The 23,197-nt window shown below is 27.8% G+C and carries 26 protein-coding genes; 14 read left to right on the forward strand and 12 right to left on the reverse strand.

All coding sequences use genetic code 11. The features are described from left to right. Positions 1-219 precede the first annotated feature (219 nt). Entirely contained in the window at positions 220-1,122 is a 903-nt protein-coding gene (locus E6771_RS14220; protein WP_316092003.1) for a PHP domain-containing protein, read from the reverse strand. Between the two features lie 217 nt (positions 1,123-1,339). Between E6771_RS14220 and E6771_RS14225 the strand changes: the two genes are divergently transcribed. From E6771_RS14225 to E6771_RS14240, 4 genes are all read left to right on the forward strand, one after another. Further along, positions 1,340-1,522, forward strand: coding sequence for a YegP family protein (locus E6771_RS14225; RefSeq protein WP_316092004.1), 183 nt, complete (start codon positions 1,340-1,342; stop codon positions 1,520-1,522). A gap of 463 nt (positions 1,523-1,985) precedes the next feature. Further along, positions 1,986-2,351 (forward strand): hypothetical protein, encoded by a 366-nt coding sequence (locus tag E6771_RS14230; RefSeq protein WP_316092005.1) that lies wholly within the window; start codon positions 1,986-1,988, stop codon positions 2,349-2,351. A gap of 34 nt (positions 2,352-2,385) precedes the next feature. Then, positions 2,386-2,763: an RrF2 family transcriptional regulator gene (locus E6771_RS14235; protein WP_316092006.1), complete on the forward strand. Its 378-nt coding sequence runs from the start codon at positions 2,386-2,388 to the stop codon at positions 2,761-2,763. A gap of 235 nt (positions 2,764-2,998) precedes the next feature. Further along, positions 2,999-3,370: an Rrf2 family transcriptional regulator gene (locus E6771_RS14240; RefSeq protein WP_316092007.1), complete on the forward strand. Its 372-nt coding sequence runs from the start codon at positions 2,999-3,001 to the stop codon at positions 3,368-3,370. Between the two features lie 77 nt (positions 3,371-3,447). Here E6771_RS14240 and E6771_RS14245 read toward each other — a convergent pair whose 3' ends face one another. The 3 genes from E6771_RS14245 to E6771_RS14255 all read right to left on the reverse strand — a co-directional run bounded on the left by E6771_RS14245 (position 3,448) and on the right by E6771_RS14255 (position 5,624). Further along, a complete protein-coding gene (locus E6771_RS14245; RefSeq protein WP_316092008.1) occupies positions 3,448-3,825 on the reverse strand; it encodes an Rrf2 family transcriptional regulator in 378 nt (125 codons plus the stop codon). Positions 3,826-3,976: 151 nt separating this feature from the next. Further along, positions 3,977-4,576, reverse strand: a complete 600-nt coding sequence (locus tag E6771_RS14250; RefSeq protein WP_316092009.1) for a sigma-70 family RNA polymerase sigma factor — start codon at positions 4,574-4,576, stop codon at positions 3,977-3,979. A gap of 535 nt (positions 4,577-5,111) precedes the next feature. Then, a complete protein-coding gene (locus E6771_RS14255; protein ID WP_316092010.1) occupies positions 5,112-5,624 on the reverse strand; it encodes a flavin reductase in 513 nt (170 codons plus the stop codon). A gap of 108 nt (positions 5,625-5,732) precedes the next feature. Between E6771_RS14255 and E6771_RS14260 the strand changes: the two genes are divergently transcribed. The 4 genes from E6771_RS14260 (at position 5,733) to E6771_RS14275 (ending at position 10,820) form a co-directional block, all read left to right on the forward strand. Beyond that, complete coding sequence (locus tag E6771_RS14260; protein ID WP_316092011.1) at positions 5,733-6,200, forward strand: Appr-1-p processing protein; 468 nt, start codon at positions 5,733-5,735, stop codon at positions 6,198-6,200. A 15-nt stretch (positions 6,201-6,215) separates the two neighbouring features. Beyond that, on the forward strand, positions 6,216-7,982 hold the full coding sequence (locus E6771_RS14265; protein ID WP_316092012.1) for a sigma-54 interaction domain-containing protein: 1,767 nt from the start codon (positions 6,216-6,218) through the stop codon (positions 7,980-7,982). Between the two features lie 11 nt (positions 7,983-7,993). After that, positions 7,994-9,106 (forward strand): anaerobic sulfatase maturase, encoded by a 1,113-nt coding sequence (locus E6771_RS14270; protein WP_316092013.1) that lies wholly within the window; start codon positions 7,994-7,996, stop codon positions 9,104-9,106. A 160-nt stretch (positions 9,107-9,266) separates the two neighbouring features. Further along, complete coding sequence (locus tag E6771_RS14275; RefSeq protein ID WP_316092014.1) at positions 9,267-10,820, forward strand: ABC-F family ATP-binding cassette domain-containing protein; 1,554 nt, start codon at positions 9,267-9,269, stop codon at positions 10,818-10,820. Positions 10,821-10,926: 106 nt separating this feature from the next. On the opposite strand, the gene E6771_RS14280 is transcribed toward E6771_RS14275, so the two are convergent. From E6771_RS14280 to E6771_RS14310, 7 genes are read right to left on the reverse strand one after another with little or no spacing between them, the layout of a single operon-like run. Next, positions 10,927-11,826 carry an endonuclease/exonuclease/phosphatase family protein gene (locus tag E6771_RS14280; RefSeq protein ID WP_316092015.1) on the reverse strand — a complete coding sequence of 300 codons (900 nt, stop codon included), beginning with the start codon at positions 11,824-11,826 and terminating at the stop codon, positions 10,927-10,929. 28 nt (positions 11,827-11,854) lie between these two features. Further along, positions 11,855-12,661, reverse strand: a complete 807-nt coding sequence (locus E6771_RS14285) for a PTS system mannose/fructose/sorbose family transporter subunit IID (RefSeq protein ID WP_316092028.1) — start codon at positions 12,659-12,661, stop codon at positions 11,855-11,857. Next, positions 12,651-13,433 carry a PTS N-acetylgalactosamine transporter subunit IIC gene (gene agaW / locus E6771_RS14290; RefSeq protein WP_316092016.1) on the reverse strand — a complete coding sequence of 261 codons (783 nt, stop codon included), beginning with the start codon at positions 13,431-13,433 and terminating at the stop codon, positions 12,651-12,653. The genes E6771_RS14285 and agaW overlap by 11 nt, the downstream gene beginning before the upstream one ends. 16 nt (positions 13,434-13,449) lie before the next feature. Then, on the reverse strand, positions 13,450-14,973 hold the full coding sequence (locus E6771_RS14295; protein ID WP_316092017.1) for an arylsulfatase: 1,524 nt from the start codon (positions 14,971-14,973) through the stop codon (positions 13,450-13,452). Beyond that, positions 14,963-15,379 carry a PTS sugar transporter subunit IIA gene (locus E6771_RS14300; RefSeq protein ID WP_316092018.1) on the reverse strand — a complete coding sequence of 139 codons (417 nt, stop codon included), beginning with the start codon at positions 15,377-15,379 and terminating at the stop codon, positions 14,963-14,965. Before E6771_RS14300 ends, E6771_RS14295 begins: the two co-directional genes overlap by 11 nt. A 10-nt stretch (positions 15,380-15,389) precedes the next feature. After that, a complete protein-coding gene (gene agaV / locus E6771_RS14305) occupies positions 15,390-15,872 on the reverse strand; it encodes a PTS N-acetylgalactosamine transporter subunit IIB (protein WP_316092019.1) in 483 nt (160 codons plus the stop codon). 1 nt (position 15,873) lies between these two features. Continuing rightward, the gene (locus E6771_RS14310) at positions 15,874-16,584 is read right to left on the reverse strand and encodes a GntR family transcriptional regulator (RefSeq protein WP_316092020.1); all 711 of its coding nucleotides are present in this window, start codon (positions 16,582-16,584) and stop codon (positions 15,874-15,876) included. A 501-nt stretch (positions 16,585-17,085) separates the two neighbouring features. Between E6771_RS14310 and E6771_RS14315 the strand changes: the two genes are divergently transcribed. From E6771_RS14315 to E6771_RS14335, 5 genes are all read left to right on the forward strand, one after another. After that, complete coding sequence (locus E6771_RS14315; RefSeq protein ID WP_316092021.1) at positions 17,086-18,375, forward strand: serine dehydratase subunit alpha family protein; 1,290 nt, start codon at positions 17,086-17,088, stop codon at positions 18,373-18,375. Between the two features lie 135 nt (positions 18,376-18,510). Further along, positions 18,511-19,056, forward strand: a complete 546-nt coding sequence (locus E6771_RS14320; RefSeq protein WP_316092022.1) for a DUF2271 domain-containing protein — start codon at positions 18,511-18,513, stop codon at positions 19,054-19,056. Positions 19,057-19,068: 12 nt separating this feature from the next. Continuing rightward, on the forward strand, positions 19,069-19,731 hold the full coding sequence (locus E6771_RS14325; protein WP_316092023.1) for a hypothetical protein: 663 nt from the start codon (positions 19,069-19,071) through the stop codon (positions 19,729-19,731). Positions 19,732-19,832: 101 nt separating this feature from the next. Then, a complete protein-coding gene (locus E6771_RS14330) occupies positions 19,833-20,453 on the forward strand; it encodes a suppressor of fused domain protein (protein ID WP_316092024.1) in 621 nt (206 codons plus the stop codon). Positions 20,454-20,495: 42 nt separating this feature from the next. Further along, positions 20,496-20,942 (forward strand): GNAT family N-acetyltransferase, encoded by a 447-nt coding sequence (locus E6771_RS14335; RefSeq protein ID WP_316092025.1) that lies wholly within the window; start codon positions 20,496-20,498, stop codon positions 20,940-20,942. Positions 20,943-20,977: 35 nt separating this feature from the next. On the opposite strand, the gene E6771_RS14340 is transcribed toward E6771_RS14335, so the two are convergent. After that, positions 20,978-21,310, reverse strand: coding sequence for a nucleoside triphosphate pyrophosphohydrolase (locus E6771_RS14340; protein ID WP_316092026.1), 333 nt, complete (start codon positions 21,308-21,310; stop codon positions 20,978-20,980). 241 nt (positions 21,311-21,551) lie between these two features. Here E6771_RS14340 and E6771_RS14345 point away from each other — a divergent pair, with 241 nt between their 5' ends. Continuing rightward, positions 21,552-22,526, forward strand: coding sequence for an aldo/keto reductase (locus E6771_RS14345; protein ID WP_316092027.1), 975 nt, complete (start codon positions 21,552-21,554; stop codon positions 22,524-22,526). Positions 22,527-23,197: the final 671 nt, after the last annotated feature.

The raw sequence follows: 23,197 nt of genomic DNA on the forward strand, positions 1-23,197 counted from the left end.
TTTTAATAACTTTTTTCATTTTTCCTCCCAGATTTTTTTCATATGCAGAATATACAATTCTATATACGTGAATAATATTATATCCATTTAATTCTTAAAGTCAAGAGATAAACTCCTATTCTTAACTCTGCTTAACATCAATTAACAATTATCCATATTTCATTTGAATAAAAAAGAAACTGATTATCTTGATTCTTAATCAGTCTCTCATATTTTTTACTATTTTAATTTTTCCATAAAATCTTTTACTAATTTTTCTCTCATATCTTCATATTTTTCAGGAACTGGATATCCTTTTAGTTTTATTTGAGGTTTATTTTTTCCATGAAAATCGCTGCCAAATGTCATAAGAAGATTATTTTTTTCAGCTTTGTTATAGAAATATTCTATCTGTTCTAAAGAATGATATGTGCTAAATACTTCAATACCATCTATTCCTTCTTTTATTATATCATCTACTATTTCCAAACAATTTTTAAAGTTATTTCCTGGATGAGCCAATACAGCTAATCCTCCGCTTTCTTTTATCAGTTTTATTATTTCAGTCATAGATCTGAATTCAATAGGAATGTAAGCTATTTTTCCCTGTGAAAAAAAATCCCAATAAAAATGTACAAAAGGCATATCGCTCTTCATTCCATTATTAAAGTATTCCTTCAACAATGGATTATTTCTATTTTTCTCTTCTTCCAGTACTACTTCTCCAATTATTTCTCCTGTAACAATATTTCCATCAGCTATTCTGAATATTTTTTGCTCATCTATTATTAAATCAGTATTAGCTTTTAATTTTTCTATTTTAATTTTAGCTATTGCTATCTCTTTTTCAAATATTTCTTTCTCTATTTCAAGAAATTCTTTTCTTTTATAATCTATACCATATCCAAGCATATGAAGATTTATACCTTTATATACACAATCTATCTCTATTCCGCTTATTATTTTTATTCCTGTTTTTTTTCCTGACTCTATCATTTCACCTGTTCCTTTTACAGAGTTATGATCTGTCAAGGCCATTATTTCCATTCCCTCTTCTTTTCCTATTTTAATTATCTCTTCTGATGAAAATTCACCATCATCACTATATAAAGAATGTATATGTAAATCTATATTCTTGCTCATACCTTCCCCCTTCTACTTCTATTACATATATTTTATCAGAAAACTCTAAACTATTCTTCTTTTTTTCTGTAATCTTATCATTTTATACTCTTAATTTTATCTATTTTTACTTTATAAATATAATTTTTAATAAAATAAAAAGGATTTAAAAAAATTATTTAGAAAACAAGACATAAGGTTGCTACTACTTAATTATTTAACTTAAGGAGGTGTATTTATGTATTTTAAGATTTTCAAAGCTAAAAATGAACAATTTTATTTTAATGGATATGGGAACAATCATGAAATTATCCTTACAAGTGAAATGTATAAAACTAAGCAAGCTGCTCTTAATACAGTTGATGCCATCAAGTCTCAAGCAGAAAAAGCTGAGGTTAAAGATGAAACTGAAAAAAAATAATCCATTTGCCTTCTCTTAAAGAGAGGGCATTATTTTTTTATATATTTTTTAGACTCTTATTTCTTCTATATCTCTTTTTTAAATTTATTCCCCTATATTTTTGTAAAAGAATTTTTAAAAAAATTCATTAAAATATAAACCATTTTTTTCTATCTTCTAATATATTTTCCTTTATAATTCTTTAATATATTGATAACATATAGCTTTTTTAGTTACTAATACAAAGCTAATCATATATAAAAATTTTAATTCTTCCTTATAAATCTGAATGAAATAATCTTAACTGATAAACTTAATAAAAATATATACAAATTATAAAAGTCACCTATAAGACACACCATTGTATTAAAAGTACATGTAATTGTATACAAAATGACATAAAACTAATATAAAATTATATCAATCAGATATAAAATAATTATCAATTTATAATAATTTTATATGAAAGGAGAGATGGAATTTTATGAAGTTATTTATATTATTGCCTATAATATTGATTTTAATGTACTTTTATTATAAAAAGAAAAGAATGAATTACTCTGAAAAAGACTTTCAAATAATAGTTCAAGATATAATTCTTAGAAAAAAACAGATTTTAACACTCGAATTTTTAGAATTAAAAAGAAAAGAAAAAAATATCTCTATTTCTCAACTAACAAAAGAAACAGAAATCGGAGAAAATGAGTTATTAAAAATATTAACTGGAGGTTACGACCTATCAACAAAAGAAAAACTTAAAAGGTATTTAAATTTAGTAGAATTATTATTTCTGGAAATTGGAATTAATAGAATAGTTTTGACTGAAATATGGGAAAAAAATCTAAAATAGCTTTAATTATTTAAAATAAATTTAGGAGGAAATTATGAAACTGACACAAGAAACTTATTACGGAATAAAATTGGTAGAATCTTTAGGGAATTTAAACAAAGGAGATATAAAATCAGCTGCTGAGTTATCCTCAGAATTAGGAATATCAGTGAAATTTATACTAAAGATATTAAGAAGATTAAAACAAGCAAATATTTTAGATTCATACCGTGGAATAACAGGTGGTTACAGCCTAAAGAAAAAAACAGTAAGTTTATATGAAATTATAGAAATACTGCAAGGTGAACTATATATAGTAAATGAGTTCAAAGATAAAAAGAAAGATAATTCTGGTTTCAGAAGTGAATTAGAAAAAATTCAAAAAGATAATATAGAAAGATTAAAAAAATTAGAAATAAAGAAAAAAGAATAGAAGCAGCTCGAAAAACTAGGAAATTTTTATTCCTAGTTTTTTTATTTTTAAATTATAAAAAATTTTTTTATAAAATAGTAAAGGAAATTTAAAAATAATCGGGAATATAATAATAAATTCAAAGTATATGAAAAAAAATAAAACACTTGAAAATAAAAAAATTACCCTTCCTTAATATTTTTATGGAGAGAAATATTTCAATAATAAAACATGAAAAGTAAAAATAGGAGGTTAAATGAAGCTGACATTAGAAAGTTATTATGGAATAAAGTTAGTTAAATATTTATCAAACAAGAGAGATATTGTAAGTTTAAGAGATATTGCTGGCGAATTAAACATATCTCCTCAGTTTACACTTAAAATTTTAAAAATATTGAAAGAGACAGAAATGCTGGTATTATATGAAGGAAAGCCAACAAAATGTGAATTAAAAAAAGAGGAAGTTAGCTTTTATGAAATTATTTATACATTTCAAGGAGAACTTTTTCTAATTGATCCCTTTAAAGAGAAAAAAGAAGATAATTGCAGTTTCAGAAGCGAGTTAGAAAAAATTCAAGAAGATAGTATAAAAAGATTAAAAAAATTGAAAATATGGAAAAGAAAATAAAAACTACTAAAACAAAGTCTTTCATCCATTATTTTCCAATTTTTCAAGTACTTTCAATAATTAAATTAATTAGAAATTCACTTTATTTTAGTTATTTTCATCTTTTTTAGTTTATCTATAATATCATTTTGTAGATCTTTAAGTTCAGTTACCCATAATTCTTTTTCTTTTTTCTTCTTTTTAAATTCAGATACAAGATATAATTCCCCTTGAATTACCATTATTATTTCATATAAATTTATCTCATCTACTTTAAGATTATATCCTCCCTTTATTCCCCTATGAGCCTCAACAATCTCAGCTTTTTTTAAAATTTGCAGAATTTTTAAAGCAAATTTTAATGAAATGTTTTTTTCACTTGCTATTTCCTTTGCAGGGACAATCTCTCCCTCTGGAAAAGTTGATAAAAACTTTATCATTTTTATTGCTTCATAACTTTCTTGTATAATTTTCATATTTCTCCCCCTCTTGTTCATAAAACCATTAATCATATTATACTAGAAATAATAAAGTTTTATAAGCATTTTATTTATAAATTCTATTAAAAAAAGAAAATGATCTTTTACTATGAAACACAATAAAAGATCACTTTGCTTTTATAATTAACTACTTACTATCATATTCTTGAAAAAATATTTTTATCTTTTTTTTAATTCTTTGAATTGCATTGTCTACTGATTTTACTTTTTTCCCTGTTTCCTTAGCTATTTCTGTATATGTCATTTCTAATAGAATGTATTCAAAAAGCTCTTTCTCCATTTCACTTAAACTTGTTTTCACATATTTCATTAATGCTATATATTTTTCTTTCTCTAAATAAATTTCTTCTGGATTATAATAATCTGCTGTTTTTCCTGAATTATCATAATAATCACAATTCTTTTTAACATTTTGAATCTGAGCAGAAAAAGATGAACTTAATACTTTATTTTTCTTAGAATTTGAAATTTTAATTGCAGTTATTAAATGTCTTCTTATACAAAGAGTTGCAAAAGTTTTAAATGAAGCTTTCTTATTAAACTTGTAATAATTAACAGCTTTTAAAAGTCCAATCCTTGCTTCTTGAAGAACATCTTCTTTGTCACCACCAATAATAAAAAAATTTCTTGCTGAAAGATGAATAAGGTTGTTAAAAGATTCAAAAATTTCATCCATAGCTTCATCATTTCCTTCTTTAGCTTCTTGAATCAATTGTAAATATTTCATAAAATCACTCCCTCTATTTTACTTTATTGGTTAAGTATATTTTTTATGATATTTTTAAATTTAATTAATTAAACATAATACTTTTATAGTTCTTCAATCAAACAAATAACATCATTACAACTCTTATTAACTTACCTAATTAAGTATAATATAAAGGCTATAAACTATAAAAAATAAATTATACAAATAATAATTTATGAATAAATTAATAGAAAATTTTAAAAATAACTTTCTCTTAAAACGTTTTCAGTTAAAAAGAATTCCTTACAAAAAGCCTCTTCTTTTTATAATTTAAACTTCTTGATAAATAAATTAGTAATATTATTCTCCAAAATATTTCAATTCCTTTTTAATTTTTTATTTTTTTAAAAATTTACATAAAAAAGAATTTGAAATTATTAAAGTATAATCTTAATATAGATATTTCCTCAAAGACGTTTATATATAGTTATAAAAAAGAGCCTCTTTCTCCAGAGGCTCTTTTTTGTATAAAATATAAGGAGAGCAGTAATATAATTACTCCCTACATTGTTTATTATTCTTTTACAAATACTTTTTCTAATTCTCCTACATACATTATATGATAATCTCTATCTGGGTAACATTCTTTATCAGAATCTTTATCTATAAAAAATTGTTCTTCTAAAGGTTGTGAATAAAGTTTTCTACATATAATAACTGTTTCAGCTTCTTTAAATACAGGAACTTCATTTTCATGATCTATAGTTAATCCTACTTTCTCTATTTTATTTTCATTTTTTCCAGAAGCTGTTCCCAAATAACCCAACTGTTTTCTGTAGCTTTCATCAAAAAAAGTAAGTGAAAATCTTTCAGCCTCATCTACAAATCCCTTAGTAAAACGTTGAGGACGAATAAAAATAAAAACTACATTCTTCTTCCAGAGAACTCCAAATCCTCCCCATGAAGCTGTCATAGTATTTATTTCTTCACTATTTTTCTCAGCAGTTATAAGCATCCATTTCTTTCCTATCATTTCAAAAGTATTTTCGTTTATTTTCTCTGCTTTGATTTCTTTAAAATTTTTCATGCACTACCTCCTGCTCTTTATTTTTTGCATTTTCTTCATATTTGAATTATAATATAGATATTGAATAAAGTACAGAATTTTCAATAATATCCATCACAAGGAGAGCTTATGAATAAAATACATTATTTAAAAGGAGATGCAGTGTATCCTCAGGCAAAAGGAAATATTATCATTGCTCATATATGTAATGATATAGGAGTATGGGGAAGAGGTTTTGTTGTTGCTCTTTCAGCCAGATGGATAGCTCCTGAAATTGAGTATCTCATATGGCGTAAAGAAGGAAATGACTTTTCTCTTGGAAATGTCCAGTTTGTAAAAGTTACTACTGCTGTAACAGTCGCCAATATGATTGCTCAACATGATATCATATCAAAAAATGGTGTCCCTCCTATCAGATATGATGCTCTTGAAATATGTTTAGAAAAAATAACACAAAGAGCTGTTGAGTTGGAAGCTTCTATACATATGCCAAGAATAGGAAGTGGTTTTGCTGGAGGAAGCTGGAAAGTTATTGAAGATATTATTCTTAAAGCAATTATTTCTAAGTATATTGAAGTTTATATATATGATTTATAAAAGAAAGGGGGAGTTATGGAAATATCCCTGTTAGATATAAAAGAACATGTAAAAAAATATGCCAGTGCTATATCAAATCTGATAAATGTTGATGTTGGTGTAGTTGATAAAAATATGATGAGAGTTACAGGAACTGGTCTGTACAAAAATATTGAAGGAGTATCAGCTCTTGGAAGTGTATATAAAAACTCTCTTAAAACTGGAAAAACAAATATAATTGAAAATCCAAGGCAACATGATCTATGTACTGAGTGTCTGGACAAAAATAAATGCAGAGAAAAACTTGAAATAGCCACTCCTATTTATTGTCGTGATGAAATTGTAGGTGTCATTGGACTTGTCTGCTTCAGTGATAAACAGAAAAAAAAGATACTTTCTGACATTGATTCATACTTAAATTTTACAAAACAAATAGCTGAATTTATAGGGATAAAATTCTATGAATATCAAGAAAATCTTATGCAAAAAGATAGAGAATCTACTTTAAATACAATAATTGATAATATCAGCAAAGGTGTCATAATCAGTGACTGTAATGATGTTATCATTAAGATAAACAACATTGCTATTACCAAATTAAAGCTTAAATCAGATGTTTTAGGAAAAACTATGAAACTTGTCAGTCAAAATGACTATCTTATGAATGAAGAAGTTTTTAACATGGTAATAGAAAATGAAGAATACAATGTTGCTGGAAAAATAATTCCTTTAAAGTCTTTCAATAAAACAAGAAGCAACGCTTTTGTTTTTGAAGATGTAAAAAAAATCAGTAGAAATATTCTTGAAATAACAAGCAGTGACAATATGATCACTTTAGAAAATATTCATGGAACTTCTGCTGCTACACAATATCTCAAAGAAAACATTCAAAAAATAGCTAATACTAATTCTACAGTTCTCATTACAGGAGAAAGTGGAACTGGTAAGGAACTGGTGGCTCGTTCTCTTCATTCACATGGAAACAGAAGAAACAAACCTTTTGTTGTAATAAACTGTTCTGCTATTCCAGATACTCTTCTGGAAAGTGAACTTTTTGGATATGTAAAGGGAGCATTTACTGGAGCCAGTCAAAATGGACGTATGGGAAAATTTGAGCTCGCTAATACAGGAGTTATTTTTCTTGATGAAATAGGAGATATGCCTCTTTATCTTCAAGCTAAAATATTGAGAGTAATTCAAGAAAAGAAGATAGAACGTATAGGTTCAAATAAAAGTATTGATTTAGATATAAAAATAATTGCTGCCACTAATGTAGATTTAGAAAAAAAAATAATGGAGCAGAAATTCAGAGGGGATTTATACTATAGATTGAATGTAATTCCTATCAAACTTCTTCCATTGAGAGAAAGAAAAGAAGATATTCTTCCCATTATCAACAGCTTGATAGATAAATATAACAAGCTTTCAGACAAATATGTTCATTCAATAGATGATGATGTAAAAAGGGCTCTTATCAAATATGAATGGCCTGGAAATGTGAGAGAACTAGAAAATGTCATGGAACTTATGATAAATATGAGCGGAAGCAATGGTATAATTTCTTCAGATCTTCTTCCTGAAAATATTCTTCATCACTATGACAATATTTCTTCATCTATAGATGAATTACTTATTAATGATAAACTAGAACTGGAAGATTTTGAAAAAATAGAAAAGATGTATATAGAGAAATCTCTAAAAAAATATGGTGATGATACTGAAAGTAAAAAATATATAGCTGATAAGATGAATATTGGTCTTACTACTCTATATAGAAAAATGAAAAAATATGATATAAAGTAATGGAGGAATCTATGAAAAACTTAAATCTTCTAATAAAGCCTGCTTCAAGCAGCTGCAATCTTAGATGCAGATACTGCTTTTACCATGATATAGCAGATAATAGGAAGATACCAAATTATGGAATAATGAATGATACTACCCTTGAAAATATGGTTAGAAATGCTTTTCAGACTGCTGAAAATTCTCTTAACTTTGCTTTTCAAGGTGGAGAGCCTACTTGTGCAGGCATTGATTTTTTCAGAAAATTTCATAGTTTTGTTGAAAAATATAATATCAATAATATAAATGTAAATTTTTCTCTTCAAACAAATGGTACTCTGATAAATAAGGACTGGATATCATTATTTAAAAAATATAATTATCTTATAGGTTTATCAATTGATGGAAATAAAGAAATTCATGATAAATTCAGACTTGATATTCAAGGAAATGGTACCTTTAGAAGAGTTTTAAAAACTGCCAAAGATTTCTCTAAATATGGAGTGGAATTCAATATTTTATGTGTAGTAAATAAAGCTGCTGCCAAAAATGGGAGGCTCATTTATAACTTCTTTAAAAATAATGGATTTAGATATTTCCAATTTATTCCATGTTTAGACAATTTTGAAGGAGGAGAAGAGGATTTCTCTCTGACTGCTGATGACTATGGAAAATTTCTTGATGAAACTTTTGATGAATGGTATAAAGATATTATTTCTGGAAAAAAAATAAGCATAAGATATTTTGATAATCTTATCAGAATGGTTCTTGGTCAGGAACCTGAAGCCTGTGATATGATTGGTCACTGTAACCTCAATGGAATCATAGAAGCTGATGGAAGTTTGTATCCCTGTGATTTTTATGTTTTAGATGAATATAAGCTTGGAAATGTAAATAATACTCCCATTGATGAATTATTCAAAAGTGATATAGAGAAAGAATTTTTAAAAACTTCTATAAATACAAATGATAAATGTAAAATATGTAGATACTTGAAATTGTGTCGTGGTGGCTGCAGAAGACATAAGCAAATAAATGAACAAGGAATTTTAGAAAATAGGTTTTGTTCCAGTTATATAAGTTTCTTTGATAAAAATAGTCCAAAACTTGTTAAAATAGCTGAATTTCTTTTAAAAAATCAATAGAAATATTGAGACTCTTTCAAAGGGTCTCTTTTATATTGGTAAAATCAAAAAATAGTGCATATATTTTCTTTTTTTCTATGTCAAATATATTTTTTCTGATATACTAATAATATTGATATTAAAAATAAAAAAATTTATATATAAGGAGAAATTAATTTTTATGAGTATCTTAGATGTAAGCAATGTTAGTCATGGATTTGGTTCAAGAAAAATCCTTGAAGATGCCTCTTTTCGTCTTCTAAAGGGAGAACATATTGGACTGGTAGGAGCCAATGGAGAGGGAAAAACTACTTTTTTAAATATAATCACTGGAAAGCTTCTTCCTGATGAGGGAAATATAACTTGGTGTAACCATATTACAACTGGATATCTTGATCAATACAGCACTCTTGAAAAAGGTAAAACTATCCGTGATATTCTTCGTTCAGCCTTTTCTCATATGTATGAACTAGAAAAAGAAATGTTAACTGCCTATGATAAGATGGCTGATTGTACTCCTGAAGAGATGGAAGCTCTTATAGAAGATGCTGGGGAAATTCAAAGTATATTGGAAAGTGGTGATTTTTATTCACTAGACTCTAAAATAGAAGAATATGCAGGTGGTCTTGGACTTGTTGACATTGGCCTTGATCGTGATGTTTCTGAGTTGTCAGGTGGGCAGAGAGCAAAAATACTTCTTGCTAAAGTTCTATTGGAAAATCCAATGATATTGATATTGGATGAGCCTACCAATTTCCTAGATGAAAATCATATTATCTGGCTGAAAAATTTTCTTCAAAACTATGAAAATGCTTTTATTCTTGTTTCTCATGATATTCCATTTTTAAATGATGTTGTAAATGTAATATATCATGTTGAAAATGCTGTACTTACTCGTTATTCTGGAGATTACTATCAATTCAGAGAAATGTATGAACTGAAAAAAAGACAGATAGAGCAGGCATTTAAAAAACAGCAGAAAGAAATAGCTCATCTTAAAGATTTTATTGCACGAAATAAAGCTCGGGTAGCTACTACAAATCTGGCAAAAGATCGTCAGAAGAAATTAGATAAAATGGATATAATTGAAATAGCTAAAGAAAAGATAAAACCTTCATTTGAATTTTTACCTGCTCGTACTCCAAGCCGTGAGGTTATTACTGCTGTAAATCTTGTAATAGGTTATGATGAACCTCTGACAGAACCTCTAAATTTTACAGTAGAGCGTAACCAAAAAATAGCTATAAAAGGAGTTAATGGACTGGGAAAATCTACTCTGTTAAAAACACTTCTTGGTATTATAAAACCAGTATCTGGAGAAGTTGAACATGGACAATTCCTTGAAATAGGATATTTTGAACAAGAGGAAGAATCGAGTAATGTTACTGCTTTAGATGAAATATGGAATGAATATCCAAGTATGACAAATAGGGAAGTAAGAGCAGCTCTTGCCAGATGCGGACTGACTACTGATCATATTACAAGCCAGATGCAGGTTCTCTCTGGAGGAGAAAATGCAAAAGTACGTATATGTAAGCTTATGCTTAGAGATATAAATCTATTGGTAATGGATGAGCCTACTAATCACCTGGATATAGATGCTAAAGAGGAATTGAAAAAAGCTATAAAAGAATTCAAAGGGACTGTACTTTTAGTAAGTCATGAGCCTGATTTTTATATGGATGTAATTACTGATGTATGGAATGTAGAAGACTGGACAACTAAGATAGTATAAAAATTATAAATAAAAATAAGCTCTTAGAATTATATAAAAATTCTGGAGCTTTTTATTTAAAAAATGACCAAGAGCTTTTATAACTCTTGATCATTTCATTTTATTTCTATTGTTCTAACAAACGAATTTTTGCAACAACTGGTACATGGTCACTTACTGCTGCCCAATTTATTCCATTCCAATTTTTATTTTTATTTGGAATTATTACCTCTTCTACAGCCCATTTCTGTCCTTTATAAGTTAAAATATGATCAATAGCAATAGCAGGATTAATAGCTGCCCAAGTACGATTATCTGCTTCTTTGTCCAAAACACTATTCCAATAACGATATAATTCATCCATTACAGGTGTTCCATCTACTTCATTAAAATCTCCAGCAAGTATTTTTATTCTAGATTCTATACTTGGAAAATCTGTTTTAATACTGGCAATAGTTACATTGTTAATTTCTCTAATCTGCTTTATTCTTACTGCTGGATCCTCTTTATAATCTAAATGAACAGCCATAAATAATACTGGCTCTGGAAAATTAGGTATTTCTACCTCTGCAACTATCAGTACATGTTGGCGCCCATCTCCTGGAACTGGCAGTAAAAAGTTTTGTGATTTTTTTACTGGATATTTAGATAATAATGCTGGACCAAATTCTCCACCTTCAAAATCGATAGCTTTTCCAAACACTGGATACATTTTAGTTTCTTTTGCTATAATAGCCAGTTGATCTTTATGACCACTACGTTCTGTATTAATATCTACTTCTGCTAAAGCTACAAAATCAGCTTTCATTGCTTTTATCGCTTTTCCTGTTTCTTCTGGTGAAGATACACGAGAAGCAGCTATATTATATGAAGCAACTGTTAATTCAAGCTGTTCTTTTCCTTTTAACTCTCTGTCTACAGTTCCTTCTTTTGTAGGAACTAGGACTTCAAAAGTAGTAGGTTTTTTCTCTCCAGCATTTAAAACAAGTGAACATAGTATTGCCCCTAAAATAACTAATTTTTTCATAATAACACCCCTATTTTATTTTAAATTTCTATGAAAATAACCCTAATATTAACCCTATACCTATAGTTGTCAGTATAAGTGTAATAGGTTTATATTTCTTGTTCAACATCCAAAACATTAGAAATGTATACATTAAAGGAAGTATATTTGGACATAATTTATCTATAACATCAGTTTGAATATTTAAAGCTTTTTCTCCCATTTTAAATATAAATGGTAATGAAAGTCTAACATATGATGCAATTAAACCACCTGATACAAAAATTCCTAAAATAGACATAGCTTTTTCTATATCTTTTGTTCCTGTTGTTAATTTATCTATAGCTCCTAAACCAAGTTTATAAGAATATTTTCCAAGATTAAATCTCACAAAAAACTGGCAGACATTAAATACAATTAATAAAACAAATGGCCCTAGTACATTTCCTTCCATTGATAGAGAGGCTCCAATACTTGCAGCAATTGGAAGAAGTGAAAAATGAAATAGTACATCACCTATTCCTCCCAAAGGTCCCATAAGAGCAATTTTTGTACTTCTTATAAGATTTGGATCTTCTTCTTTTTCTTCTAATGCTAACACAAGTCCCATCATAAATGATGCAAAATATGGATTTATATTAAAGAATTCCAAATGTCTTTTCATTGCTGCACTAAATTTTTCTTTTGTAGTGCATACTTTTTTTAATGCTGGCAGCATTCCAAAAAGGAACCCTCCCCCCTGCATTCTTTCATAATTAAATGATGCCTGAAGAAAAAATGATCTCCATGCCATTCTAGTAAGATCTTTGTCAGTTAATTTTCTTTCTGTTATATCTGTTCCTTTATTAAATGCCATCTTCAAAATCATCCTCCTCTTCAGGTGTAGTTGTTGGAACTACATATTGATTTTTAGTTATTCTATAATCATATATCACAAAACATATTCCCAATGTTGCTAAAGCTATTATAGGAAGCTTCAAGAAAGTAACAAATACAAAGCCTGTTATTAAGAATATCAATAAATCTTTTCTAAACATAGTTTTTAAAAGCATAGCAAATCCTACTGCTGGCATCAATCCTCCTGCTATTCCAAGACCTTTTAGGATCCATTTTGGAAGTGAATCTACTATTACTTGAGAAACCTCTGCTCCAAAATATATTGGTATAAAAGTAAGAACAAAGTAGAACATAAACAAAATGAATAGACATAAATAGTTTATATTAGCTATACCTCTATCATTCCCTTCTTCAGCAAATTTATCTGCTTTATGCATAAATCCTGAAAAGGCTGTTAATAAGAATGTAATAGCTGCTTGCATTGCTATTGCCACTGGCATTGCTACTCCAATAGCTGTTGTTGGCTCTTCCTTTGTAATTATAGCAAATGTAGTTCCTATTATTCCACCTACTACTACATTTGGTGGTTGTGCTCCCCCAACAGGAACCGCTCCAAGCCATATAAGTTCAAACATAGCTCCTGCTATAAGCCCTGTCTGAAGATCTCCCAATATCAAACCTACTATAGCACCACTTACCAATGGTCTATGAAAGTGTATCTTCATATTAAATAAATCTATTCCTCCTAATCCTGCTAATGCAGCAATTAGAATCATTTGTAATAAGCTCATCTTTCCTCCTTTAATTCTATTTTATTATTTCTAAAGTTCCCTTTTTAAAATTACCATATTTAGTCCAATCCCAACCGTAACTTTCCAATCTCTTTTTATAAAAAGGTGATATCATATATGGCTTTTCTTTTTGAGAAATAAGCTTTCCATCTTTTACTACTTCCTCTCCTCTTTCTGATAATTCATTTATCATGTATCCTCTCATTTTTTCCATTATTGATTTATAGCTATCATTCTTTGATAAATCTTTTAATTCATAGGGATCATTTTTTAAATCAAATAATTGTTCCTCATTCTTTTCTCTTCTTGGATACCATATATATTTATAATCTTCTGAAACAATGTATTGCATCTCATGATTTTCAGAGTAACAAGTTGAATGTTCTCCATGTACATACTTTCTTTCTATTTCTTCTCCCTTAATCAAGCTGAACATAGATTTTCCATCAATATCTTTTGGAATACTTTCTCCTAAAACATCTAATATTGTTGGAAAAATATCTTGCAGCTGAACTGGAATATTTACTTTTTTATTTTTTATAGAATTTCTCATATTTTTAGGAAGTACAACTAGCATAGGGATATGAGCTGAACCTTCAAAAGCATATGTCTTTCTCAATAAATTATGATCTCCCAGCATATCTCCATGATCTGAAGTAAATATTATTAGAGTATCATCTAAAAGTTTTTCTCTTTTTAATGCAAATAAAAATCTTCCTATTTGAGTATCTATATGAGTAATGCTTCCATAATATCCTGCTTTTGCTTTTTTTAACTCCTCATCACTTAGTTTTCTATTCCATGCATCAAGAGTAGTAACTTTTTGTTCGCATTCTTCTACCCATTCTCCCATTACTGGTTTAGGCAATTCCTTATCAGCATACATATTAAAATAAAATTCAGGAGGGTCATAAGGAGAGTGGGGTCTTGCAAAAGAAAGCTTTAAAAAAAATGGTCTGCTCGGATCTTTCTTTTTCAAAAATTTTATTCCCTCATTTACTGTCCAGTTAGTGGCATGTAAATATTCTGGAAGATGATATGGCCTTGCCCCCCAACCATTCCAATCTATTCCATGGTCAATTATTCCTACTTCTGCTGGTTTATTATTATCAAACCATTCTTTATAATCTGAAGTGAAATCTGGATCTTTTATTCTTCCAGATTCATCCAAAATAGTTTGATGGAAGCCATTAAGCGATCTTTGAGGATAAAAATGCATTTTCCCTATGCCTACTGTAAGATAGTTTAATTTTGATAAACAGCCTGGAATAGTAGTTTCAAAGTTTACCCCCATTTCTAATTGATTTCCTCCCATCCCCAAAATTCCTGTTTTCCATGGTTTTTTTCCTGTAATAAGAGAAGCTCTTGCAGGAACACATGATGGTGATGGAGTATAAGCTTTAGTGAAAACAGTTCCTTCCTCAGCTAACCAGTCTAAACAAGGTGTCTCTATAACATCATTTCCATAACATCTCAATGTATCAAATCTCTGTTGATCTGTCATTATCAAAAGAATATTTGGCTTTTTCTTATATTCCATCACTATCACTTTCCTCAGATAATTCTTCAACTATCTTAAAAATTCCCATTCCATTTTTACTTTCTTCTAATATTCTTTCAATGTCTATTTCATCTTCTCTGGAATCTATTGCTTCAAATAACATAGCCATGTTCAATCCTGCAAAAACATGAACATTACTATATTTTGTTGAAATCATTGCAGCTTCATTAAATGGAGTTCCTCCCAATATATCTGTAAAAATTAAAACTCCCTTTTCTCCAATTTCTTTTACTACTTTTTCTATATTTTCAGAAAGTTCTATATTTGTCATTCCTTCTTTAAAATCTATAAATACAGTTTTTTCTTGTTCGCCCATAATTAATCTCATTGTGCTTTCTATTCCAGAGGCAAAATTCCCATGTCCAGTAACTATAATTCCCTTCATAATTTTTCTCCTAGTCTATGTATTTAAATATATCTTCTTTTTGTTCATTTGGTACTCTCTGAGCTTCAATAACAACGCCTAGTTTTCTAAGTTCCTTAAAAGTATTTATATCATCTTCATCTACACATATTGCTTTTGTAATCTGCTTCTTTCCTACTGCCATATGCATATTTCCTATATTCAATACCTTTATTGGCACTCCCCCTTTTACTAATTTGAGAACATCTTGTGGAGTTTCCACTATCAAAGCTATCAGTTGTCTTGGTGCAGCTTTATGTATAATATCACATGTTTTTTGAATAGAGAAATATCTAATCTGTGTTCCAGTAGAAACTGCAAGATTCATTAACCCCTGTCTTGTTTTATTTTCTGCTATTTCATCATGAGGAACTATTATAAGATTTGCCCCTGCATGCTGAATCCAAGCTGTTACTACCTGCCCATGAACTAATCTGTTGTCTATTCTTGTCAGTACTATATTTGGCTCTGCCATTTTATTGATCCTCCTCTTCCATATTATATTTTATTGTAAATTCAAATCTGTCTCCTCTCACTATTCCTTTGGAATACTCAACTATATCTTTTCCCATAAAAAGTTTTCTTTCTATAAGAATTCCTAGACTTCCTTCTGGAACATTTAAATATTCAGCTTCTATTTTATTGACTAAACAAGGTTTTATTTTCTGCTCAGCTTTCAAAAATCTAAAGTCACATTTTTCTCTCAATATTTCATAAAGAGGTTTTTTTTTCAATATTTCTTTTGTGAGATCTGCAACTATTCTTTTGGGTATTATTGTTTGGCTATACATTAGAGGTTCTTCATCAGCATATTTAATTCTTTCAATTTCATAAACTTGTGTTCTCTCACTGTAAATTCCATAAATATCATCTTCTTTTTCTTCAAAATTAACTACTTTCCCTGTAGGTGTCTTTCCTCTTTTCTTCATTTCTTCAGTAAAACTGTAAAATTTATTTATTACTTGATCTAATATCGGGATATTGACATATGTTCCATCTCCTATTCTTCTAATAATTAGATTTTCTCTTTCCAATTCATCTAAGGCTTTTCGAATAGGTGTTCTGCTCATATTAAATATCTGCATCAATTCTCTTTCTGAAGGAATAACATCTCCGCTTTTTAACTCACCTTTTAAAATATCTCTTTTAATTTTTTTGTAAATGATATTACTTTTGTCTTTTCTCATGAGTCCCCCAAATTAAATACCTTTAATTTTAATCAATTTATATCATCATTTTTTTTACTTAACAAGTGGTTTTTTTTTGCTCTATATATACTGATTAATAACAATTTCATTTGAAACTAATAGATAAAATTTATAGTATAAAAAAAGTTAAAGGTATTTTTTGAATTTTTATTTTAAATTTCAATTTTATCATATAAAACCTTGAATTAAAATCTCTGAACTCATTAAATCTTTATTGTAACTTTTTTCATTTTGAAAAAAATACATATAATATATTTTCATTTTGAAAATTTTTTCATTTTGAAAAAAATGAAAATCTCTCATTTAACAGCTATAATACTAATTGAGAGATTTTTTTATTGGCATAATTTTTGCTTGTTATATTAGTGAGAAAAGTCTGCCTAATTTAAAATAAGGAGCAGAATTAGATACATATAAATTAAATAAACTTAGGATATATTATTTTAATTAAATTTAAAACTATCATGGGAGGAAAAAATTATGGAAAAAACAATTGAAAAAATAATGAGTATTCTGGCAGAGGAAATAGTTCCTGCTGAAGGTTGTACTGAGCCAATAGCAATAGCTTATGCAGCAAGCAAACTTACAAGTGTATTAGGAAATGTACCTGAAAAAATAGATGCTTATCTTTCTGGAAATATAATTAAAAACGTTAAAAGTGTAAAAATCCCTAATTCTAATGGTATGGTAGGAATAGAAGCATCTGTAGCTATGGGAGCAATCTTAGGTCAATGTGAAAGAGAATTGATGGTAATTTCTCATGTTGATACTACTCGTCTTCCTGAAGTTCAAAAATATCTTAATGAAAACAGAATAAATGTTTTCCTTAATGATAGTGATGTAAAACTTTATATCAAATTAGAAGGTACTTGTGGAAATGATTATGCTTCTGTTGAAATTCAAAATTACCACACTAATATCACAAAAATTATAAAAAATGGAGAAGAGGTAAAAGGCTGTCTTTGTGATGACTGTACTTCAGCAGATGTTATGACTGACAGAACTTTTCTTAGTGTAGAACTTATCCATGATTTAGCTAAAAATATTGAACTTTCTCTTATAGAACCTATCTTTAAGCAGGTTATAGATTACAATACTGCAATAGCTAAAGAGGGTCTTTCTGACTATTATGGTCTTTCTATTGGTAAATTAATGAAAGAGGGGATGGAAGAGGGAGTTTATGGAAATGATTTAAGAAACAATATGGCAAGTTTTGCCAGTGCTGGAAGCGATGCAAGAATGAATGGCTGTTCTCTTCCTGTTATGACTACAAGTGGAAGTGGAAATCAAGGAATGACTTGCTCTCTTCCTGTTATAAAATTCTGTGAAATGAAAAATATACCATATGAGCAATTAATCAGAGGTCTTTTCTTCTCTCATATGACAACTATACATATTAAAAGTAATATAGGAAGATTATCTGCTTACTGTGGAGCTGTATGTGCAAGTGGAGGAGTAGCAGGAGCTATATCTTTCCTTTCTGGATTCTCTCCAGCTCAAATAGATTCTGCTATTGAAACAACTCTTGCAACTCTTTCTGGAGTAGTATGTGATGGAGCAAAGAGTTCTTGTGCTACTAAAATAGCAAGTGGGGTGGCTGCTGCATTTGATGGTTACTATGCTTCAAGTAAAAATAGAAAATTTGAATTTGGTGAAGGAATTGTTGGAAGAAATGTTGAAGCTACTATTAAAAATGTAGGAACTCTTGGACAGGTTGGTATGAAAATAACTGATGATGTCATCCTTGATATTATGATAAAAAACAAATAATTTATTTAAATTTTATAAGAAAAATGTCTCATAATTTGTGGGACATTTTTTATTAAAAAATAGTTTGTAAAATATTTTTATACAGTATATACTTTAATATGCAATTAAAAATATTTACATAAAAAGGAGAGTTACATGAATCTAAAACTGTTTTTCATATTGGCTTTTTTATTTATTTTTACTAATATTTTTTCTGAAGATATCCAACTCCAAAAAGTTCTTATCTCCTTTAAATATGAAAAACAATTTAAACTTGCTTCAAATCAATTTGCTATATGGATTGAAAATGAAAATGGAGAATTGATAAAAAATATTTTTGTTACAAGATTTACTGCTGTTGATGGTCATTCAAATAGAAAAGAAGCTCTTTCAACTTGGGTAAAACGTTCAAATGTAAAAAATTACTCTAAAGAAAAAATAGACTCTATCTCTGGAGCTACTCCTAAGAGCAGTTCTCTCACATATCTTTGGGACTGTACTGATCAAAATGAAAATCCTGTTCCTCATGGAACATATAGATTTTTTGTGGAAGGAAGTACTCACTGGAAAGATAAAATTCTTTTTAGTGGAACTATTACTTTAGGAGAACACTCATATCTAGTAGGTCCATTTATAGAAGATTTTACAAGAGAAGCTCTCAACAGCAATATGATAACAAATTTAAATGCTGAAATAAAATAAGGAGATGGTAGGATGGAAGTTGATCATATCTATATCTGTACTGATTATAAAGCACCTGCTGGTGAATTATTAAAAGAATTTGGATTGACAGAAGGAACCTCAAATATTCATCTTGGGCAAGGAACTGCTAATAGAAGATTCTTTTTTCATAATTTTATGCTTGAATTATTATGGATAGAGAATTTAGATGAAATAAAAAATAATCTTACTAAACCTATGAGACTTTTTGAAAGGTGCAGTAAAAGCGATATTAATATATCTCCTTTTGGAATTGGATTTAGACCTACAAGTGAAAAAAATGAAAAAGTTTTATTTCCTGTTTGGGATTATCATCCTCTATATCTTCCTGATTTTTTAAAAATACAGGTTGCTGATAGTACTCCTCTAAGTGAACCTATGTTTTTCTATCTTTCTTTTATTGAAAGGCAAGATAAATATCCTGCTGAAAAGAAAGAAAATATGAAACATAAACTTCCACTGAAAGAAGTAACTAATATAGAAGTACATATTAACCAAAAAAATGAGTTTTCTGAAGCAGCCAAAATAATAAATAATATAGATAATCTTCTTTTAATAAAAGACAATGAAAATTATCTGAAACTTACTTTTGATAACTGGATATACAAAAAAGAAAAAGATTTCAGACCTGATATACCTTTGATAATAAAATGGTAATAAATATTTTGCTCAAATACAGCATACATGATATACTTTAATAGAATAACTAAAATATTGAAAAACCTATTTAATATATATTTTTTACAGGAGGAAAGAAAATGAAAAAAGAATATATAGAGACTTCTGGATGGGATGCAATTACTAGAGCCTTTGAAAAACATTATCCTGAGCAGACTGATCCCCTTCACTATGCCCCTATAATCTCTTGGCGTCTAGGAGGAGAAGATCCTTTAGATGGTATCAGTGTCTATGATGGAGGAGATTATTATCATTTTGTCACTTATGGACTTTCTGAACTGTATGATAAAGAATCTGAAGATTTTGATTATAGTGGATATGGATTTGAACTTACATTAAAATTAAAAAAGTCTTCTTTGAAAAATAAAGAGGAAGAATTGAACTGTATCTGTGGAATTTTACAAACTCTTGGAAGAATAACTTTTGAAAATGGAGATATATTTCAACCTTTTGAATATATATATACTGGACAAAAAACTGGTATGGACTCTCAATCACTATCTAATATAACAGGTTTTGTAACTATTCCAGATGAAATAAGTGAGATAAATACTCCTAATGGGCTATTACAATTTGTACAACTTGTAGGTATGACTGATGCAGAACTTAAAACTATTGTAGATAAAAAGAATACTGTTGAAGAAATGATAGAAAAACTTGGTCATTCTATGACTGATTTTAAAAGAAAAAGTCTAGTTTAATATGTATATAATCAATAATAATTTATACTAAGGTGATATCTAATGTTACAGTTAAAAAAACTTACAGATAATAAGAAAAAATATATTGAACTGTTACTGTTGGCTGATCCAGAAGAAAAAGCCATAGACAAATATATCAATGATTGTGAAGTTTTTTGTCTTATTGAAAATGAAAAAATCTTAGGGCAGTGTGCTGTCATTGAAATAGATAAACACAGATGTGAAATAAAAAATATAGCAATCTGCGAAACTATACACAAGAAAGGCTATGGAAGAAAATTTCTTAACCTCATATGCGATTACTATAAAGATAAATATTTTTCCATATTAGTAGGAACTGCTGATCCTGGAATAGAATTTTATGAAAAATGTAACTTTAAAATATCTCATAGAATAAAGAATTTTTTTATAGATAATTATGATGAAGAAATTTTTGATAATGGAATACAGTGTATAGATATGATTTATTTAGAAAGAAAATTAAAGTAAGGAGTTTCTACTCCTTATTTTTATATTCTTAAAACTTATTTATTATTCTTTTCATAAACAGATTCAAGTATAATTTTCTTATTAAATTTTCCTCTTTTTTCAGCTTTTTTTTCTTTAATTTTTAAAATGGCTTCCTTATTCAATTCAAAAGCAGCTATAATATTCTCAATCACTTCAAAAATATCACTCATTTCTTCTATATTTTTTGTCTCTATAAATTCTTGAACTTCTTCCTGTAGCTTCTCTAATAGCTTTATCTTGTATTCATCATCTGTTGCTATATGATATTTGCATTCCTGACGATTATCAGCAATAATTTCAAGGATATTATCTCTAACAAGTTTATTATAAACAGTTTCTTTTCCCATAAAATTCTCCTTCTTTTTCTTTTATTATATTATCAAAAGATAAAATTAGCAATTTTTCAAAATTTTTATATTTTTAATATTATTTATTCAATCTATTTGTAAAAAATATACATATCTAAAAATTAAATAATTTTATTATATCTTGATTTAATTCCAAAATACAAATATTTTACTTTGATTTCTTAAAATGATATAATTATTTAAAATATAGTTTATACTAAAATACAATGAGGTGATTATAATGAAATTTTTTGACAAAAAAATAGGTAATTTTAATTTATCACGAATTGGATTAGGAAGTATGAGAATGTCTGATGAACAGGAAGGAATTAAAACAATTCACACTGCTTTAAATGCTGGAATAAATTTCCTTAACACTGCTGATTTTTATGGTAATGGCCAAAGTGAAATGCTGATAAAAGAAGCTTTAAAAAATTATAAACGAGAAGATATTTTTATTTCTGTAAAATTTGGAGTTATGCAGGGAATTGATGGTAAAATGTATGGAATAGATGTTCGTCCTGAAGCTGTTGAAAATTATCTTCATTATACACTTAAACGTTTAGGAACTGACTATGTAGATTTATATCAGCCTGCTAGAATTAATCCTTATATACCTGTTGAAGATACTATAGGAGCCATATCTAATCTAGTAAAAAAAGGATATGTAAAAAATATAGGAATTTCTGAAGTTAATGGAGAACTTCTTCGTAGAGCCAACTCTGTACATTCTATCAGTTTAGCTGAAGTAAGATACTCTCTTATGGATAGGCATATAGAAGATGATCTGCTTCCAACTGCAAGAGAATTAGGTGTCAATATAGTTGCTTTTGGTGTTCTTCTTTCAGGTTTAATTGGAGGAAGTTCACAAAATGAAAAACTCCTTGCTATAAGTAAAAGAGTTTCCTCTAGTACTTTGGAAAATATTAAAGGAAATCTTTCTGTTGCTGATTCACTAAAGGAGATAGCAGACAGAAAAGAAATAACATTAGCTCAACTTGCTATAGCTTGGGTTTTGGCTCAAGGAGAGAATATAATGACATTAGTTGGTTCAAGAACACCTGCACAGGTTGAAAGTACAATTAAAGCTTTAGATGCAACTTTATCTAAAGAAGACCTACTTGAAATAGAAGAAATTATACCTAAAAAACAAGCTAATAGTTCATATATGCTTGAATTAAATTTTAATGAAAAAGGATTATTTATTCCAAAATAAAAAAGAAAAGTATATTGCACCTGAAATCTTAAACAACTAAGATGGAAGGTGTTTTTTTATGCTAAATTAATAAATTTAGAAGCTTTATAACCTGAAACACTAATATTTAATTATATCCTTCCATTTAAACACTATATTTTAAACCTATTTCTTTACAAATAAAACCTTGCTGGTTCTTTCTTAAAATATTTAATATTTCCAAAACTCATTTATCAGTCAAAAAAAAATATTTAAGATTTAATCTAAAATTATGATTTCAAATATTTTTTAAAATTTTATTTTTTAATATTTGTTATAATTTTTTCAATCACAAAATAAAACATAATAATATTCTCTAATCATAAAAAAATATACTAAGTAAAATTATATAGATATATACATATTTATTATTAGTGTGTCAAAATGCATAATTTATTTATTTATTTTTTATTTGTATGCTAACATTATTATGTTATAATTTAATAAAATTAGTATTTTGTAAACTAATTATATTTATAATTACTAGATTAATTATTTTGTCAAACCTTATATTTTTAAAATATTTGTTTGTTATTTTTTATAAAAAAGGGGGGGATTTTATTATTAACTTTATTAAAATTTATATTATTAAAAAATGAAGTTTATTCTTAAGGAGGAAAGAAGTATGAAGAAAATTTTGGGGATATTTCTTT

The sequence above is a fragment of the Fusobacterium sp. genome, assembly GCF_032477075.1.
GTDB lineage: Bacteria > Fusobacteriota > Fusobacteriia > Fusobacteriales > Fusobacteriaceae > Fusobacterium_A.

What these genes read in the sequence shown, in the direction of transcription:
- E6771_RS14220 (WP_316092003.1), bottom strand. Translation starts at nt 1,122, where the DNA reads ATGAGCAAGAATATAGATTTACATATACATTCTTTATATAGTGATGAT.
- E6771_RS14225 (WP_316092004.1), top strand. Translation starts at nt 1,340, where the DNA reads ATGTATTTTAAGATTTTCAAAGCTAAAAATGAACAATTTTATTTTAAT.
- E6771_RS14230 (WP_316092005.1), top strand. Translation starts at nt 1,986, where the DNA reads ATGAAGTTATTTATATTATTGCCTATAATATTGATTTTAATGTACTTT.
- E6771_RS14235 (WP_316092006.1), top strand. Translation starts at nt 2,386, where the DNA reads ATGAAACTGACACAAGAAACTTATTACGGAATAAAATTGGTAGAATCT.
- E6771_RS14240 (WP_316092007.1), top strand. Translation starts at nt 2,999, where the DNA reads ATGAAGCTGACATTAGAAAGTTATTATGGAATAAAGTTAGTTAAATAT.
- E6771_RS14245 (WP_316092008.1), bottom strand. Translation starts at nt 3,825, where the DNA reads ATGAAAATTATACAAGAAAGTTATGAAGCAATAAAAATGATAAAGTTT.
- E6771_RS14250 (WP_316092009.1), bottom strand. Translation starts at nt 4,576, where the DNA reads ATGAAATATTTACAATTGATTCAAGAAGCTAAAGAAGGAAATGATGAA.
- E6771_RS14255 (WP_316092010.1), bottom strand. Translation starts at nt 5,624, where the DNA reads ATGAAAAATTTTAAAGAAATCAAAGCAGAGAAAATAAACGAAAATACT.
- E6771_RS14260 (WP_316092011.1), top strand. Translation starts at nt 5,733, where the DNA reads ATGAATAAAATACATTATTTAAAAGGAGATGCAGTGTATCCTCAGGCA.
- E6771_RS14265 (WP_316092012.1), top strand. Translation starts at nt 6,216, where the DNA reads ATGGAAATATCCCTGTTAGATATAAAAGAACATGTAAAAAAATATGCC.
- E6771_RS14270 (WP_316092013.1), top strand. Translation starts at nt 7,994, where the DNA reads ATGAAAAACTTAAATCTTCTAATAAAGCCTGCTTCAAGCAGCTGCAAT.
- E6771_RS14275 (WP_316092014.1), top strand. Translation starts at nt 9,267, where the DNA reads ATGAGTATCTTAGATGTAAGCAATGTTAGTCATGGATTTGGTTCAAGA.
- E6771_RS14280 (WP_316092015.1), bottom strand. Translation starts at nt 11,826, where the DNA reads ATGAAAAAATTAGTTATTTTAGGGGCAATACTATGTTCACTTGTTTTA.
- E6771_RS14285 (WP_316092028.1), bottom strand. Translation starts at nt 12,661, where the DNA reads ATGGCATTTAATAAAGGAACAGATATAACAGAAAGAAAATTAACTGAC.
- agaW (WP_316092016.1), bottom strand. Translation starts at nt 13,433, where the DNA reads ATGAGCTTATTACAAATGATTCTAATTGCTGCATTAGCAGGATTAGGA.
- E6771_RS14295 (WP_316092017.1), bottom strand. Translation starts at nt 14,973, where the DNA reads ATGGAATATAAGAAAAAGCCAAATATTCTTTTGATAATGACAGATCAA.
- E6771_RS14300 (WP_316092018.1), bottom strand. Translation starts at nt 15,379, where the DNA reads ATGAAGGGAATTATAGTTACTGGACATGGGAATTTTGCCTCTGGAATA.
- agaV (WP_316092019.1), bottom strand. Translation starts at nt 15,872, where the DNA reads ATGGCAGAGCCAAATATAGTACTGACAAGAATAGACAACAGATTAGTT.
- E6771_RS14310 (WP_316092020.1), bottom strand. Translation starts at nt 16,584, where the DNA reads ATGAGAAAAGACAAAAGTAATATCATTTACAAAAAAATTAAAAGAGAT.
- E6771_RS14315 (WP_316092021.1), top strand. Translation starts at nt 17,086, where the DNA reads ATGGAAAAAACAATTGAAAAAATAATGAGTATTCTGGCAGAGGAAATA.
- E6771_RS14320 (WP_316092022.1), top strand. Translation starts at nt 18,511, where the DNA reads ATGAATCTAAAACTGTTTTTCATATTGGCTTTTTTATTTATTTTTACT.
- E6771_RS14325 (WP_316092023.1), top strand. Translation starts at nt 19,069, where the DNA reads ATGGAAGTTGATCATATCTATATCTGTACTGATTATAAAGCACCTGCT.
- E6771_RS14330 (WP_316092024.1), top strand. Translation starts at nt 19,833, where the DNA reads ATGAAAAAAGAATATATAGAGACTTCTGGATGGGATGCAATTACTAGA.
- E6771_RS14335 (WP_316092025.1), top strand. Translation starts at nt 20,496, where the DNA reads ATGTTACAGTTAAAAAAACTTACAGATAATAAGAAAAAATATATTGAA.
- E6771_RS14340 (WP_316092026.1), bottom strand. Translation starts at nt 21,310, where the DNA reads ATGGGAAAAGAAACTGTTTATAATAAACTTGTTAGAGATAATATCCTT.
- E6771_RS14345 (WP_316092027.1), top strand. Translation starts at nt 21,552, where the DNA reads ATGAAATTTTTTGACAAAAAAATAGGTAATTTTAATTTATCACGAATT.